Source organism: Psychrobacter sp. KH172YL61 (assembly GCF_007182895.1).
Taxonomy (GTDB): Bacteria; Pseudomonadota; Gammaproteobacteria; order Pseudomonadales; family Moraxellaceae; genus Psychrobacter; species Psychrobacter pacificensis.
The window spans coordinates 2,545,525-2,561,680 of record NZ_AP019516.1 but is presented as its reverse complement, the minus strand read 5'-3'; the positions used below and the strand labels follow the sequence as shown (position 1 = coordinate 2,561,680).

The following is a 16,156-nucleotide window of genomic DNA, read 5'->3' as shown; positions in this document are numbered from 1 at the left end:
CATTGCTGGGTTTTTTTTGTGCTTTAAATAATGATATCTAATAATAACTGTATCTAAGTGAGTGCAGATCATAAAAGTAAATCAAAGTGCAAATTTTGGCCAATAGTCTTGATTATGAAAATCAGGCGGGGAGGCGTGCTGAGAGGCAAAATATAAAGCGGTCTTACCGAGCTGTAAAATAACACAAGGATGTATCTGCTCAATAATCGTATTTGCAATGGCGTATTTTTGATTAGGAAGTTCGACCAGAGGAACGTTAAAGCCTCGCTCGTAGCGATGAATGGAATACGCTGCTGGTGATTTGTCAAACAACGATTTCTGTATTATGTCCTGTGTATTTATATTATCCGTCCACTCAATAGAGGCACGTGTGTGTCCATCAGTCTCGTATAAAGGTGCTGGTGGCAATGTGGCAGGTTGACGATAGCTTTTAAACTCATAGAGTGCATAGCGGCCATCAGGGTTGGCATTAATCTCAATGTAAGATTCAGCGTCTTGAGTCTCAGTAGCAGCCTCATCACTTAGAGTGTCACCCATGATAAAGCATTCAAGGCAAGTCTCTTCCCACAGATAATCAGCAAATCCTACTCGGGCTTGCTGCCAAGTTGGCCAAACCAATTGATTGGCTAATATTTGACTGGGTAAAGTAATTTGATAGGTTAACTGTAATTGTAATATTGGCTGTCGAACGATCTTAGCGTTCACCTTGACACAAATACGCTGTAATGCTTCTACCGTCACGTCCAGTTGCTGTGCGTCTTTTCTAGCGTCTCGGCGGCTATAACAAGATTAAAAAATTGGTTCATTATTTATCAAACTCTATAATACTTTTAAAAATTAATGGTAAAAGATTAAACCGAATAACTAGGGCGCACCTCGAATTCAAACGTTTATCACCATTTTTAAATAGGGATATGCCCTAGGCTGATACGTTACACTAAGCAGATCCAAAACCAGCAGACAAGACAAAAGCCGCGAGCAAGATGCATCGCGGCTTTTATAGTTACCGTCATTATTTAAGCTGATGCGGCCTACTGTTATTCAAGCAAAGCTTGTCATGACATATTACTGCGCGTGACGTGCTAGGTTAGACAGTTTAGGGTTGGCATTTGGATTTTGGCGTAGCAATAATGCCATACGTCCAATAGAATGGACCAAAGACGCATTAGCTGCTTTAGCAAGTTCAGCGCCAACGATGTCGCGCTCTTCTTTGGTGCCAGCAGGCAGTTTTACTTTGATAAGCTCATGATCTGTTAGCGCGCGATCAATCTCTTCGGTAATGGTTGGGGTAATACCTTTGTTGCCGATCATAACGATAGGCTTTAGCTCGTGACCGATGCCTTTTAGACGTTTGATGGTAGCGTTATCGAGTTGCATAGAATTCCTAGGTGTTGGTAAAAATAAAAATGGTACTGTCAAAACAGTTATGGATCATTATAGATAATCTGTGACCATCTTGCATGAGATCAGCAGGATTTTGCACGATTTTACGTGACGAAAATGTTAAACTGAATGTTTGGTACATTATAAACGCTACTGCCTTATAAAACAGTCATTTAACCAATAGAATTTGGTCAGTTTGCGACCAACCATGAATAAAAATCTGATTAACACCGTATTTAGAATAATCCGCAACGGATTAGTATCAGTTTGTAAGCGATAGCGCAATTAAAGCAGCTAGATTTAGTAAAGCAATAGGAGCAGGTATTTTGGCCACGCGTATCGAAAACAAAAAACTATCAAAGAGCAGCAGTGCTTGGATGAAAGAGCACATTGACGATCATTATGTACAAAAGGCTCAAAAGATGGCTACCGTGCCCGTGCCGCTTATAAATTATTAGAGATTAACGAAAAAACCAACCTGATTAAAAAAGGCATGACGGTGGTAGATTTGGGTAGTGCGCCTGGCAGTTGGTCTCAAGTAGCGGGACAGTTGGTTGGTGACGACGGTATCTTGATTGCCTCTGATATTCTGGCGATGGATGCTTTGCCTAATGTTACCTTTATTCAAGGTGATTTTCGTGAAGCTGAAGTGTTTGACGCCATTATGGCAGAAGTAGGCGATAAGCAAGTCGACGTGGTATTGTCTGATATGGCACCCAATACGGCGGGGAATAGCGCTATCGATCAGCCGCGTATGATGTACTTATGCGAGCTGGCAGTGGACTTTGCTTTATCAACCTTACCAAAAGGTGGCGCACTTATTATGAAAGTGTTTCAGGGCGAAGGCACACAAGAATTACGCAAGCAGATGCAGCAGGATTTTAGTAAGATTCGTAGTATAAAACCAAGTGCGTCACGTCCGCGCTCAAAAGAGATGTTTTGGGTGGCGATTAAATAGTTTTAACATCAATGAGTTGCTACTATTGTAAGCGAGTTAATCAGTCACCATAAACTATCATTATGGTCGTATAAAAAGCGCTACATTCATTAACTGAATAATCGTGAAACCTGCTTGAATTATGCAGGTTAGCGCCATATATCATGGTATATTACCTTTGTTTTTAGCATACGTTTTAGACAAAGTCGTCTGATAATAAGCGTTTTACAAGCTCAATGATCGTATATCTATGTTTATCTCATACTGATTATTTATAAAAGCAATTTTATGCTACCTGTAAATCATATAAATTTAATTTAGCAGCTTTTTATTATCGGGATACTCGTTAAAAATGAGCAATACGTTTATAGACGTCACGTGTTTAGTAAACACACCAATAAGTAAGGGATGGGAATAACTAGTGAGCGACATGGTAAAAAATACCTTATTGTGGCTGGTGGTAATCGGCGTTTTAGTGCTGGTGTTTAGCGGCTTTGATCAATCATCTGAGCCAGATAACCTTAACTACTCTGAGTTTGTGACCGCTGTGTCAGAAAACCAAGTAGCCAGTGTCGAAATTGACGGCGAACAGATCACCGGCGAAAAGAAAAATGGCTCATCTTTTGAGACCATTAGACCGGCTGTGTCAGATGACCAGTTGATGCCAATGCTACGTGAGAACCAAGTCGAAGTCCAAGGGACCGCACCAAAGCGCCAAAGCGTATTGATGCAACTACTGATAGCCAGTTTCCCAATTTTACTGATTATTGGTCTGTTTTTATTCTTTATGCGTAATATGCAGGGCGGTGCAGGCGGTAAAGGCGGCGGCCCAATGAGCTTTGGTAAGTCAAAAGCCAAAATGCTGACGGAAGACCAAATCAAGGTGAACTTCGAAGATGTGGCTGGTTGTGAAGAAGCCAAAGAAGAAGTCGTTGAAGTGGTTGACTTTTTACGTGATCCGGATAAATTTACCAAACTTGGTGCCACGATTCCTCGTGGTATCTTGATGGTAGGTCCACCGGGTACGGGTAAGACATTGCTAGCAAGAGCCATTGCTGGTGAAGCTAAAGTGCCATTCTTCTCAATTTCAGGTTCTGATTTTGTTGAGATGTTTGTTGGTGTTGGTGCATCACGTGTACGCGACATGTTTGAGCAGGCGAAAAGAGCGCCCCTTGTATTATCTTTATTGATGAGATTGATGCAGTCGGTCGTCATCGTGGCTCTGGCATGGGCGGCGGTAACGACGAGCGTGAGCAGACATTGAACCAATTATTGGTTGAGATGGATGGTTTTGAAGGCAATGAAGGTGTTATCGTTATTGCTGCAACCAACCGTGCTGACGTGCTTGATAAAGCATTGTTGCGTCCAGGTCGTTTTGACCGTCAGGTTCAAGTGGGCTTGCCAGATATCAAAGGCCGTGAGCAAATCTTAAAAGTACACTTAAGAAAGTTGCCGAACACCATCAGTGTCGATGCAGGTTCTCTTGCTCGTGGTACGCCAGGGTTCAGTGGTGCACAGCTTGCTAACCTTGTAAACGAAGCAGCCTTGTTTGCCGCGCGTCGTAACAAGACCAGTGTCGACATGAATGATTTTGAAGATGCAAAAGACAAGCTATACATGGGTCCTGAGCGCAAATCTATGGTGATACGCGAAGAAGAGCGCCGTGCGACCGCGTATCACGAAGCGGGTCATGCGCTAGTAGCTGAACTACTGCCAGGTACAGATCCGGTGCATAAGGTCACTATCATGCCTCGTGGTTTTGCGCTTGGTGTTACTTGGCAGCTGCCTGAGCACGATCAAACCAGCATGTATAAATCTAAGATGTTAAACGACATTGCGATTTTGTTCGGTGGTCGTATTGCTGAAGAAGTCTTTATTAATCAGATGTCAACAGGTGCTTCAAATGATTTTGAACGTGCAACCAAAATGGCACGAGCGATGGTCACTAAGTATGGTATGTCTGATGCACTAGGTATCATGGTGTATGAAGATGATGACAGCTCGCAAGGATACTTTGGCGGTGGTGGTCGTACGATTTCAGAAGCCACGCAGCAAAAGGTTGATGAAGAAGTGCGCCGTATGCTAGAAGAGCAGTACGATATCGCTCGCGAATTGATTGAAGCCAATCAAGATAAAATGCATGCAATGGTTGAAGCGCTCATGAATTGGGAAACCATCGACCGTGACCAGCTGCAAGATATTCTAGCAGGTGAAGAACCGCGTCCACCAAGAGTCTATCAACATAACGAAGTCAACTTGTCAAAAATGACATTAAGACGACTACTTCTACACCGCCACCATTACCGGCGATGTAAGGCAGTTCTGATTGAAGTTTAATAAAAGGCCCTTTATCATAAAGGGCCTTTTTATTGTCATCATTCTTTTAAGGGCTTAGGACGTCATAAGATTTACTGGTATCATAAGCACAGATAACGAACTCTCGAGCTATTTTATACAACTTATTTATGATGGATCGCTCATGTCATTATTTCAGCCTTTACCCAACTATAAAATATCGAGCCGTAATAAAACCTTGAATTTGTCTGAGCCGCATATCATGGGTATCTTGAATGTAACGCCAGATTCATTCTCGGATGGTGGGCGGTTTAATGCGGTAGAGAATGCCGTTGCTCATTGTCAGCAGATGATGGATAACGGTGCTACTATTATTGATATTGGCGGTGAATCTACTCGCCCCAATGCAGATACTGTATCGACTACTGAAGAGCTACAACGGGTTGTGCCAGTGGTACAAGCTATACGCCAGCATTGTGGAGATGATATTTGGTTATCTATTGATACCAGCAACCCAGAGGTCATGCAGGCAGCGTTTGATGCTGGTGCTGATATTTGGAACGATGTCAGGGCGTTAAAACGTACTGACGCTGCAGAACTGGCCGCTAGCCTTGATATTCCTGTCATGCTGATGCATATGCGCGGTGAGCCAACGACGATGAACAATCTGGCACAGTATGATAATGTGATTGATGAAGTGAGCACAGAACTGACCACACGTATCAAAGAGGTAACGCGCCTTGGGGTTAAGCAGGAAAATATTATTATTGATCCAGGTTTTGGTTTTGCCAAAAACTATGAGCATCATTGTGCTTTATTAAGTCAGTTAGACAGCTTACAGGCATTGGGTTTGCCAATGATGTTTGGTATTTCACGTAAGCGCTTTTTAGGAGAGGTATTGACCAATAGTGGTGTCAAAACAGTACAGACCACTCAAGCCATAGAACGAGACGCAGTAGGGACTGCTGCTGGGATATTTGCGCTACAACAAGGTGCCAGCATCATTCGCACGCATAATGTAAGCATGATGCAGCAAGCAGTGGCACTATGGAGTCAATTATCAGCGTACCATCATGAGCATTGTATTATTAATACAAATACTCGATAAAGCCACACCGTGATAAATACAATATCTACAATCTAATTTTCCACTATGATTGAATACCACATCAAAAACTATTGAAATGAAAGAGAGTATCTTTATGACCAGTATCACTCAGCCAGAACCGACCAATGAGCAGCGCCGTATTATTTATCAAGCTCGTCGCGGCTTGAAAGAGTTAGATTTTTATATCGATCCTTATGTCAAAGAGCTGTATCTGACAGCAGATTCTGCTGAGCAAGAGACCTTTGCCCAAATGCTCACCCATGAGGACCCGGATCTATTGGATTATTTTACCAATCAAAATCGTCCAGCAGAGGATGATATATGGGCACTCGTTAATAAAATAAAAACATGGCGACACACCAAAGACTTGGTTTAGAGGCTCTGTATTTGATAGGCACAATACTGATGATTTCTCATGGCGCGCCCATATGACCCTAGCAACGGCGCTGCGCATTGATACAGCTATTCATTCTACCAGTCGGCTACGCCGGCTGCTCTATGTGGGTTTAAGTGCGATCATGATTGTCTTAGCGTGGCTTGCGGCTTTGGCATGGTGGCAATATTTGCTGATTTTGACTGTCTCGCTAGCCATTGTTGGCTATTTATTTCTGACACGTTTGACACTACGACATCTGAGTCAGCCGCCACTTGATCAACGTATGGATAAACAGTGGCAGTTGTTGATTCAGACAAGTCGAGGCGATGAGCTGTGGCAAGCACAGCTACTCTCTACACATTACTATCAATGGGCGATAAATCTTGAGTTCAACATAGTAGAGCCTTATCAGCGCCCTCTATCTATCACCATATTTTGTGATCAAGTAAGCCCAGAGGAATGGCGAACGCTTAGTGTTTTAGCCAATATTAATAAGGATTAAACAGGGTAAAATATACTGATTGATCTTCACGTTTCTATTTAGTCTTACTCATCTGTTATAGGCTTACGAATGCCTACATGTCATAACAAAATACCTATCTTGGTCTCCAAAGAGTTTTGTTATATTGAAACTCATAAATAAAGTATATGAACCAACTGCATTGTACTTCCAGTTTATGCCATGAAAAACCAGTATGGACAACGGTAGGCAGTCGGCTTGTATCATAAATAATATGACGATAAGAGGAAGAGATCATGAGTTTATTAGGGAATTTAGTGAGCCAAGTGGCCCGTAGTGCAATGAATCCAGAGGATGCTCAACGCCATCCAGTGAATCAACGTATCAATCCACGTCGTACAGGTGGCTTGGGCGATATACTAGGCAGCGTATTGGGCAGCGGTAGTCAAGCAGGTGGCTACAATCCGCAGCAATACGATCGTAAGCCAGATAATGGTTTTGGTTTAGATGATATCATTGGTGGTCTGGCTGGTGGTAATCAGCGTGGTAGCGTCAGCTCAGGCGCTGGTGGACTGGGCGATATTTTAGGCAGTGTACTAGGGGGTCAGCGTAACAGCAGTGGCTTTGGTGGTAAGGGGATGCTTATCGCTGTCCTTATGCCAATGGTGCTGAGCTGGATCAAGCGTAATGGCGGTATCGGCGGTGCACTATCGAAAATTACTGGTATGGGTCATGGCGACCAGGTACGCTCTTGGATGAGTACCAATGAAATCAATGACAATCTAGACCCAAGTGAGATAAATCAGCTGTTTGATGAGCGTGAGATTCAGCAAGTAGCAGCGCGTACGGGTGCAAACGAAACAGAAGTACGTCAAGGTTTGGCTGAATTACTACCTGAGGTAATGAACCAGCTAACGCCTAACGGCAATCTAGATAATGAAGTAGAAGCTAATGAAGAGATTGATCAAATTATCAATCAGTTATCTAGTCGTCTTGGAACATTAAAATAACAAATAGTTTGAATACCGCCTAGATTTATATCATGAGAGCGCGTTTAATAACGTGCTCTTCTTTGTGTTCATTACAATGACAATGGTATTGATGTTCAGAGATCGTTTGGCAGTGCTATGAAGATTTCAAAAGCGCTCATCTAACGTCTCTACGGTGTAGTTGAGTGCTGCAAAGCAGATATCTGTATTAAACCCTCGGTACTGCAAAAATCGCAACTGCTTAGCTTTTTTCTTTTTGCTCAGTAGGTAGGTCATCACCGTATTTTTTGGTACGGGCTACCACAGCCAGTTTTAGCCAATCAACCCCCTCAACTAAGCTGTCATCAGGATCAACGAACTCGCGAAACTCTTCAGACTCACTATTTGCCATATCAATCAATTCATCGATGTTACCTGGCATCGCGATTTTTTTGCGATAGAACTCTTGCTTGATACGCCCGCGTCCCCGACCTTTACGGATATTCTCACGTATCAGCATAAGAGTGGTGCGGTAGTCACTTTGATAGCCTTTTTCCTCAAACTCATCAAGTAGGGCATCTATTTTTTCTGGGTCTTGTTCTTTGTCGATTAGCTTTTGCTTGAGCTCAGCTTTGCCGTATTCGCGTCGTGACAAGTAATAGAAGGCAAGCCAACGTAGCCGGCTCTCAGCTTTGATAGCATCAATCTCTGCTTGTTTTTGCTCTGGGGTACGCAGGTAAGCTTTAAGCGCGGCTGGTATATTATCGTTTTGGTTTTCTACTGCACTATCATCAAATGATGGACGTTCACTTCCGCATTCTGATTGCTCAAACGAGGGGGCATAGTTGTCGTTTTCAGCTATGTCATTCTCTGCATCACCACTATGTACGCTGTTCTTGACCTCGGCCAGCATCTCTTTGATGGTTTGTGCTTCAGGTGGCTGATAAGCAGGTGTATCGCTTGGCTCAGCGGTGAAGTTAGCAGCTGGATGAAAGCGTTTTTTACGTTTTTTGGATTTAGAGTTTTTTTTATCTTAGCAGAAGATTCTTCAAAATATGATGTGTCAACAGTAGGCTCACTAGTGCTTGAATGAACTTGATCTGGGACTTTAGAAAGCTTGCTAGATTTACCTGATTTGTTAGATGTGTTTTGATAGGGAGCGTTTAGTAGGTTTTTTTCGTTTGCTATCAACAGAACTAGCTGAGCCGGTTTCCGACTCAGCTAAGATTTCAGCCAATGTTTTAATTTTCATAATAAGTCATGATTATTTATAGCAGCTACTGATAATGGTTACTAGTGAACCATTATTGTACAGAGTCAGGTGCCAGTTCTACATCGTCAGTTTCAGGCGCTTTGCTATCTTTTTTCTTACCAAGCTTTTCATCACGAATTTTATCTTCGATCTCTTTGGCGATAGCAGGGTTTTCTTTAAGAAAAGCACAGAGTTGGCTTTACCTTGACCGATTTTTTCATCGCCATAGCTGTACCAAGAACCTGCCTTGCCAACGGCACCAATCTCGACACCCAAGTCAATCACTTCGGCCAAGTGGTTGGTACCTTCGCCATAAGTAATCTCAAACTCAGCTTGGCGGAACGGCGGTGCCATTTTGTTCTTGATGACTTTAACACGAGTTTGGTTACCGATGATGTCATCGCCATTTTTGACCGCACCAATGCGGCGAATGTCCATACGTACAGAGGCGTAGAATTTAAGGGCATTACCACCAGTTGTAGTCTCTGGGCTACCAAACATAACACCAATTTTCATACGGATTTGGTTAATAAACACAACCATACAATTAGAGCGTTTAGCATTACCAGTAATCTTACGTAGCGCTTGGCTCATCAGACGCGCTTGTAGGCCCATATGTGAGTCGCCCATCTCGCCTTCAATTTCTGCACGCGGAGTCAAGGCAGCAACCGAGTCAACAACGATCATATCGATTGCGCCTGAACGCACGAGCATGTCAGTAATTTCAAGCGCTTGCTCACCGTTATCAGGCTGTGACAGTAATAAGTCGTCGGTATTGACGCCTAGCTTGCGTGCATACACAGGGTCAAGCGCATGCTCAGCATCGATAAATGCACAGGTGCCGCCTTGTTTTTGACACTCCGCGATTGCTTGCAAGGTCATTGTGGTTTTACCTGAGCTCTCAGGGCCGTAGATCTCGATGATACGACCCTTCGGCAATCCACCAATACCAAGTGCGATATCTAGACCAAGAGAACCTGTTGAGACCACATCGGCATCAAGAATGGCTGAATCATCACCCAGATGCATGATGGTATTTTTACCAAATTGCTTTTCAATTTGACCTAATGCCGCTTTGAGGGCTTTGGCTTTATTGTCGTCCATACTGGATTCCTTTTTGATAATTGATTTGGCGCTATAGATAAAAGATTTATACGTCTAAGAGTGATAACTGGTGCATACTGAGCAGCGCTAATAAGATAAATCATATAGCTATTCGCGCTCTGACAACTGGCTTAAATACACAGGTTGTCATATGACTGCTATCAGTAGTAATATCGAGATATCGCTCTACTATACAGTAAAATTAAATAACGAGAGAAGTAAAAATAAGTTCATAATCAATCACAGTTACAATAGCTTTTGAGTCGGATATTAACGACTAATAGCTATCTGAATCTCTGTAGTGCTATTGATTCGATAGAGTAATTATAACAAAATCCAAGCGCGATATTGAGTCTTGGACGACGCTAAACGACACTGAATGTCGTACGATATAAGAGTGAGGATTCACGAAGATAGCAATCTGTTCAAATGTGTTTTTGAACCTGATAACAGCTATGTTTGTCAATAGAATTATGAGTTGTCCACAGCAAATAATGTACTCATTTTTATTGGTTGTGAAACATTATAAACGGCTAAATTATTTTTAAAAATATTTAAAATAATTTTTTATGGCTTTATATTTAATATAAGTTATTGTTTTTAAATGATTTTTAAATTGTACAAAAAATGAACGATTTTATCTTAACCTTTAAGTTACCTAGGCACATGGTTGTCAAGTGGCCACTTATACACAGGGTTATCCACAGCTTATGGGGAGAACTCTTGAAGCCCTTATGGTATCTATGCTTGCGTGTATAGGTTATATATTGCAAGCTTCCAGTATCAAGCGTTGAAGATGATTTTTCGTCGACAACCTGTGCTCTAAGCGCTATGTTTCACATAATTACAATTTGTGATTCTTCCACGTATTACCATACTATAGGGCTTTGAAGTCAAGAGTATGACGAGATAAAAGCAACCAACGACCCGCCAAGCACGTTTATTGCTGTGATAGCAAGCTTATAAACGGGCATAAAAAAGCGGCTAAATAGAATAGCCGCTTTGTCAAAATTATCGATAGCAAGATTGTATTTGTTAGTCTTTGATATAGATCAAATCCCAGACCCCGTGACCACGCTCAAGACCGCGGCGCTCAAATTTGGTCATTGGACGAAAGTCAGGACGGTCAGTAAAGTTGCCTGCGCCTGCTTTGTTGGTCAATCCAGCAAACCCATCCAAAACTTCAACCATCCAAAATGCATAGTGCTCCCAATCCGTGGCTGTATGAAACCAGCCGCCTTGTTTTAGACTGCGCGTAACGATAGCCATACGCTCAGGACTGACAAAACGGCGTTTGTAATGACGCTTCTTTGCCATGGATCAGGGAAGTAAAGCTGGATACGGTCAATATGATTTTCTGGTAGTTGCTTCAGCAATTGAATAGCATCGCCATTGATGATTTTGACATTGCTCAAGTTCTGCGTTCCTGCCATATAAGCGCATTTACCAATACCTGGTTCATGCACTTCGACACCAACAAAATTGCGCGCGGGCTCTGCGGCTGCCATCTCGATAAATGAATCACCCAAACCAAAACCAATCTCCAAGGTCAGCGGTGCGTCAGAACCATTTGGACTATCAGCGAACAATGCTCGCAAATCATCAATACCTGAAAGATCGCCATCGCCGAAACTGTTATTGACCAGATACTCAGAAAACTCTGGCGCGGTAAGTGCTAGCTCGGCGTTTTTGTTCATGTGCGTACGCCGCTTCATAAAAGTATTAACGATGCGGATATGTTTGTCAGAGCCAGGTTCTATCTCATGTCTAGCGTTTGTATCCGTATCGATAGGCGCACTAGTATTATTAGAGGTTTGCTCATCAGTAGTGTCAAGGCTGTTGATGGTGTCATTGATATCAGAATGTTGACTCATAGGATTTGTAAGGCTTAATTAAGTGGGTGATGTTGACTCATTATAAGTCAAATCCATACAACTGTGAACGTACAATCTTATTTTAGCGCGTTTGCTGCTCAGTTCTGTCGTTTCTCTATCCTAGATATGGGTTTTAGCGTTATCATAGTGTCATTGTTAAGGATGTTTTTTAGAGTCAGTAGAGCGTATTGCCATGCTATTTATTGAGACGGATTCACCGCCACCGTTTTATCAAGAGTCATTAACACCTGCTAAACGCAAGCAACTGGATCAATGGTTTATCGGTGATCGTACCCAGCGCTATTATCTCAAGCGCTTTGAGGAGTTTGATCAGCAAGGCTATCTGTCGCCAAAATGGCATTGGGCTGCATTTTTTATGACGTTTCCTTGGCTGTTATACCGTAAACGCTATATGGATGCCATTGTGTATAGCGTGGCAGGATGGTCATTTATTCAGCTTAATGTCGCCATTGTGCTTGTTGCCTTTGAGTTTGTGGCGATGTCTTATGTGCCAGACGTTTATCAAATGGCGACGCGGATCGGTATTGCTGCGATTATTTGGTTGTTTTGGTCTGCTATGGTGGCACGCTGGACAGATGCATATTATTACCGGATGGCGCGACGTGAGATCGCGGATGCGATTAACGATTATCCGCGAGATGAGGCGGCACAACAAGCGCATTTGAAAAAAGAAGGCGGCGTCAGTTTATTTGGCTTAGCATTGGGGTTTGGTTTTTTCGCCTTTGCATTATTGGTCATTAAGGTGCAGTTTTTACCTATTATCGCCAAACCAAAAGAAAATGAAGTGTTGTTTGATGCTTATGACATTGCCAAAAACGCCCAAAACCGAGTGGCATTGATTTATCAGCAGACTGGGCGATGTCCTGTAGATTTGCCACTCAGTACCGAGCAGCAGCAGGTACGTATGCATGTCGATAGTCAAGCGGCTGGTGTGCTAGAGACGGATTGCGCGGTGATTGCTACGATCCAGAACGTGACATTTCCAATCCGCTATCTGAACGAGCAGACATTGGTTTTTTATCATATACCAGACAGTGATAACTGGGATTGCACAAGCTCACTAAATAAAAAACAAGCCCCTAAAAACTGTCTATCTGACTAGGGGCTATACCTATCTAGTTTTTGCTAGTGTTTAGAGTCTGTTGCGGTATCGTGTGGTTCGTCAACTGGCGTCGCTTGGCTCTTTAAGGCTTCGTAGAAATCGGTCAAATCCATCTTGCGCGCTTTGCCGATATCTTCATCAAATAGGCTTTCAAGCTCTGCCATCGCTGATTGTGCAGACTCAATCATGCTGGCTTCATCATCGTAAATGGCTTGCTGACGCTCAATTAAGTCATCATCATAATCACGGAATGTTTTTACTGTCTCTCGAGCTTTTCCGGAGAGATACCGAGTAGCTGTAGCGATTCACGCGACATGTCTAAAGATGACAAGTAAGTCTCACGCCAAATGTGACGCACACCAACTTCGCGTAAGCGGTAGTAATGCTGACGATCCCGCGCCCTGGCTAATACAATCAGCTCAGGATAGTTTTTGCGTAAATACTGAGCGGTAGTGATGGAGCGCTCTAGGTCATCAATGGCCAAAATAAAGACACGCGCCTTTTGAATACCGGCAGCTCGTAGAATCTCAGGGTTTTTTGGATCGCCGTAATAGACTTGGTTACCAAATTTACGCACGAAATCTACTCGGTTGGCAGAACGTTCAATGGCTGTGAATTCAATGTTATGCATACGAAGCACACGACCAATGATCTGACCGACTCGGCCAAAGCCTGCGATAATTACCTGATGCTCATGATCGGGAATGGTGTCGTATTCTCGACTTGGTTTGCGTTTGGCAAATAATGGTTCGCCTATTTTTCTAACAACAAAAAGGCTAATGGTGTCAGTGCCATTGAGATCGTAACGACAAGGTTTAGCGTATTGGCAAGATCAGGACGTAAGACACTTTGGGCGGTGGCGACACTGAACAGAACAAAGGCAAACTCACCGCCTTGTGCCAAGGTCACACCCAATCTGATACTGGTTGGCCAGCGGTTGCCAGATACTTTGGCAATGGCTGCAATCACTGCAAATTTGATAAACATTAAAGCGAGGGCACAGCCAATGATAAATATCGGCTTGGCCAAAATGAGTTTGACGTCAGTGAGCATACCGACCGACATGAAAAATAGACCCAATAGCAATCCTTTAAACGGTTCGATACTGGCCTCTAACTCGTGACGATACTCAGAGTCAGCTAACAACACGCCTGTCAAAAATGCACCTAGTGCCATTGATAGACCAATTTGACCCATCAAAATAGACACGCCCATAACAATAAATAACGCGACTGCTGTCAGTAATTCTGAAGCACCGCTTGAGGCCACAAACTTAAAGAATGGTCGAACCACATAACGACTGGCAAAAATGAGACCAGCAAAGACTGCGAATACTTTCCCAAAGTACAGTAAATCGTAGCTTTGCTCACGAACCCCTGATAGGAACGGAATGACTGCTAATAAAGGAATAACCGCGATATCTTGGAATAGTAAGATAGTAAAAGCTTCGCGGCCATGTGTGCTCGAAAGTTGCTGTTTTTCTGTCAATATCTGTAGCACAAAAGCGGTCGAGGAGAGTGCTAAACCAAAGCCAACGATAAAAGCAGTATCTAGCTGTAAGGCGAAAAAATGGTGCAATAGCCCCATCAATAGTGTACCAGTCAGCCCAACCTGTAGACCGCCAAGAACGAATATAGAGCGGCGCAGCGCCCAAAGCCGCGATGGCTGCAGCTCAAGCCCGATGATAAATAGCAGCATGACCACGCCAAACTCTGAAAAGTGCAGTAGACTTTCAGCATCACCCGCCACATCCAAACCGCTTGGACCCAATATAAGCCCTGTGATGAGGTAGCCTAGGACCGTTGCAATACCGAAGCGTTTACCAAGGGGGAACAAAGAGCAGCGCTGCTCCCAAAAAAGATAGTGGCCTGTAACATTAAATTTGGTGAGCCGGCGGCGGCAGCGAACATCTGGAATCCCTCAGAAATTAGGACAAAATAAGCAATTTAAAACGGGTATAACTAAAATTAGACTCGCGAAAAAATATAGCATCAACATACATTATTTTTTGCGATAAATCTTCCAAACACCATTATCTGCAAGCGGATTGTTATAAGCGTCATTGCGGCGCTTGCGCGGTGTTTGCCTGCTGTCGACAATCTTAAAATCAGGCAAAGCATGGACAATAAGGCCAGTACGATAAAAACGTACCCGTTCAGGCTCTAGCATCTCACCCTTTGCTATCGCGGCAAAACACATAAGCGCGCAGATCGATAAACTCACGATGAGCGACCAAACGCGCGTCGTCATCATTATCCAGTACCGCTGTCATGCGAGCGACTTCATCATCAGTATAGTCACCACATTTATCAGTTAGTGCCCCAACTGAGCCAAAGCTTTTAGATTCCTTGGCTCGCGTTTTGGTTAAATGTAGGCGCTGAACATGGTAGATAAACTGCGGTATCTCAAGACTGGCAGGCAGTGGCAGATAATCAGGTGGCATATTGGCCGCTGGATAAAAAATCCTTGGCGCGCTCAAGTAGATTTTGCCAACGTTGCTGATAAGCCTGTACCTCTGCTAAGTTGCCTTCATAGATAGGCATATCGCGAATCTGGCGCAAAATATCAGGCGGAAACTGCTCATGACGAAAGTTTGCAATGTCCTCTTGCAGCGTCGATAGCAAAACTTTGGCGTGTTTTTTGCCGTCTTTTGACGTAGGATCATCGATATAGTCTGGGGCGACAAAGGGTGCTGAACGTCTAGACATAATGTTATATCATCAATAGATCGTGAAAAGGGGTAGTCAGTCTTAAGTATACAGAATTTATATCAAAAATATGGTCGAGAGATAGGGTTTTTCATCAGTTTTAACATGCTATTACAATCGTAGAAACAAGTTTTAGGCAAACTTAGGTGAAACCTTCTTCTTTTATTGGCTCATAGGTTTTCACTTTTAATACTATGTAAGACAACAATGATTTATAGCCAATCAGATTATTGAGAATGACCTTTATGAGTAACTACTCATCAGAACTGACAGCTTGTCCTAAGTGGCGAGCCTCATTGAAGATGATTGGCAAATAGCCTTTATCGTCATTTGTACCAGTGTCATACTCGCACTTGCGTTTTGGTTGCTGATGATGTCAAATATGGGGCCTACTTATTTGCCAAATATCTGCAATGGCTGCCCTCGATATATGGGTCAGAATGATGTTACTCGTGGTTGGTATCAGCCTTTGGGTGTTGATGGCTGCTTGGATTATTTGGCACATATTGCTTTATTTATATCATTTGATAAAACATAACCAATAATTGGCCAAGTTTCTATACTGGTA

The 16,156-nt window shown here is 43.0% G+C and carries 8 protein-coding genes and 7 pseudogenes; 8 read left to right on the top strand and 7 right to left on the bottom strand.

Going from position 1 to position 16,156, the window contains the following annotated elements:
- Positions 1-81: 81 nt before the first annotated feature.
- Together PKHYL_RS13700 and PKHYL_RS13695 are read right to left on the bottom strand one after the other, a co-directional pair.
- A complete protein-coding gene (locus PKHYL_RS13700) occupies positions 82-741 on the bottom strand; it encodes a hypothetical protein (protein ID WP_240365402.1) in 660 nt (219 codons plus the stop codon).
- 324 nt (positions 742-1,065) lie between these two features.
- On the bottom strand, positions 1,066-1,377 hold the full coding sequence (locus tag PKHYL_RS13695; protein WP_058024582.1) for a YhbY family RNA-binding protein: 312 nt from the start codon (positions 1,375-1,377) through the stop codon (positions 1,066-1,068).
- A gap of 332 nt (positions 1,378-1,709) precedes the next feature.
- On the opposite strand from PKHYL_RS13695, the pseudogene PKHYL_RS13690 reads away from it, so the two are divergent.
- The 6 genes and pseudogenes from PKHYL_RS13690 to PKHYL_RS13665 all read left to right on the top strand — a co-directional run bounded on the left by PKHYL_RS13690 (position 1,710) and on the right by PKHYL_RS13665 (position 7,569).
- A pseudogene (locus tag PKHYL_RS13690) lies at positions 1,710-2,341 on the top strand (RlmE family RNA methyltransferase).
- A 400-nt stretch (positions 2,342-2,741) separates the two neighbouring features.
- Positions 2,742-4,635 (top strand): annotated as a pseudogene (gene ftsH / locus PKHYL_RS13685) (ATP-dependent zinc metalloprotease FtsH).
- A gap of 164 nt (positions 4,636-4,799) precedes the next feature.
- A complete protein-coding gene (gene folP, locus PKHYL_RS13680) occupies positions 4,800-5,723 on the top strand; it encodes a dihydropteroate synthase (protein ID WP_093071183.1) in 924 nt (307 codons plus the stop codon).
- Between the two features lie 94 nt (positions 5,724-5,817).
- Positions 5,818-6,099 carry an FAD assembly factor SdhE gene (locus tag PKHYL_RS13675; RefSeq protein WP_058024586.1) on the top strand — a complete coding sequence of 94 codons (282 nt, stop codon included), beginning with the start codon at positions 5,818-5,820 and terminating at the stop codon, positions 6,097-6,099.
- 52 nt (positions 6,100-6,151) lie between these two features.
- Positions 6,152-6,601 carry a hypothetical protein gene (locus tag PKHYL_RS13670; RefSeq protein WP_093071180.1) on the top strand — a complete coding sequence of 150 codons (450 nt, stop codon included), beginning with the start codon at positions 6,152-6,154 and terminating at the stop codon, positions 6,599-6,601.
- A 254-nt stretch (positions 6,602-6,855) separates the two neighbouring features.
- Positions 6,856-7,569 carry a YidB family protein gene (locus PKHYL_RS13665; RefSeq protein ID WP_240365401.1) on the top strand — a complete coding sequence of 238 codons (714 nt, stop codon included), beginning with the start codon at positions 6,856-6,858 and terminating at the stop codon, positions 7,567-7,569.
- A 126-nt stretch (positions 7,570-7,695) separates the two neighbouring features.
- Here the strand turns inward: PKHYL_RS13665 and PKHYL_RS19030 are convergent.
- The 3 pseudogenes from PKHYL_RS19030 to trmB form a co-directional block, all read right to left on the bottom strand.
- Positions 7,696-8,779, bottom strand: a pseudogene (locus PKHYL_RS19030) (regulatory protein RecX).
- Positions 8,780-8,831: 52 nt separating this feature from the next.
- Positions 8,832-9,883 (bottom strand): annotated as a pseudogene (gene recA / locus PKHYL_RS13655) (recombinase RecA).
- 1,035 nt (positions 9,884-10,918) lie between these two features.
- A pseudogene (gene trmB, locus PKHYL_RS13650) lies at positions 10,919-11,757 on the bottom strand (tRNA (guanosine(46)-N7)-methyltransferase TrmB).
- 193 nt (positions 11,758-11,950) lie between these two features.
- Between trmB and PKHYL_RS13645 the strand changes: the two are divergent.
- On the top strand, positions 11,951-12,880 hold the full coding sequence (locus tag PKHYL_RS13645) for a DUF2628 domain-containing protein (protein WP_240365399.1): 930 nt from the start codon (positions 11,951-11,953) through the stop codon (positions 12,878-12,880).
- A gap of 23 nt (positions 12,881-12,903) precedes the next feature.
- Here the strand turns inward: PKHYL_RS13645 and PKHYL_RS19025 are convergent.
- Positions 12,904-14,790: pseudogene (locus PKHYL_RS19025) on the bottom strand (monovalent cation:proton antiporter-2 (CPA2) family protein).
- Between the two features lie 91 nt (positions 14,791-14,881).
- Positions 14,882-15,588 (bottom strand): annotated as a pseudogene (locus PKHYL_RS18265) (hypothetical protein).
- A 283-nt stretch (positions 15,589-15,871) separates the two neighbouring features.
- Here PKHYL_RS18265 and PKHYL_RS13610 point away from each other — a divergent pair.
- Positions 15,872-16,126: a hypothetical protein gene (locus PKHYL_RS13610; protein ID WP_240365392.1), complete on the top strand. Its 255-nt coding sequence runs from the start codon at positions 15,872-15,874 to the stop codon at positions 16,124-16,126.
- Positions 16,127-16,156: the final 30 nt, after the last annotated feature.

Coding starts and splice junctions, on each gene's coding strand:
- PKHYL_RS13670 (WP_093071180.1), top strand. CDS start 6,152: ATGACCCTAGCAACGGCGCTGCGCATTGATACAGCTATTCATTCTACC.
- folP (WP_093071183.1), top strand. CDS start 4,800: ATGTCATTATTTCAGCCTTTACCCAACTATAAAATATCGAGCCGTAAT.
- PKHYL_RS13695 (WP_058024582.1), bottom strand. CDS start 1,377: ATGCAACTCGATAACGCTACCATCAAACGTCTAAAAGGCATCGGTCAC.
- PKHYL_RS13675 (WP_058024586.1), top strand. CDS start 5,818: ATGACCAGTATCACTCAGCCAGAACCGACCAATGAGCAGCGCCGTATT.
- PKHYL_RS13645 (WP_240365399.1), top strand. CDS start 11,951: ATGCTATTTATTGAGACGGATTCACCGCCACCGTTTTATCAAGAGTCA.
- PKHYL_RS13665 (WP_240365401.1), top strand. CDS start 6,856: ATGAGTTTATTAGGGAATTTAGTGAGCCAAGTGGCCCGTAGTGCAATG.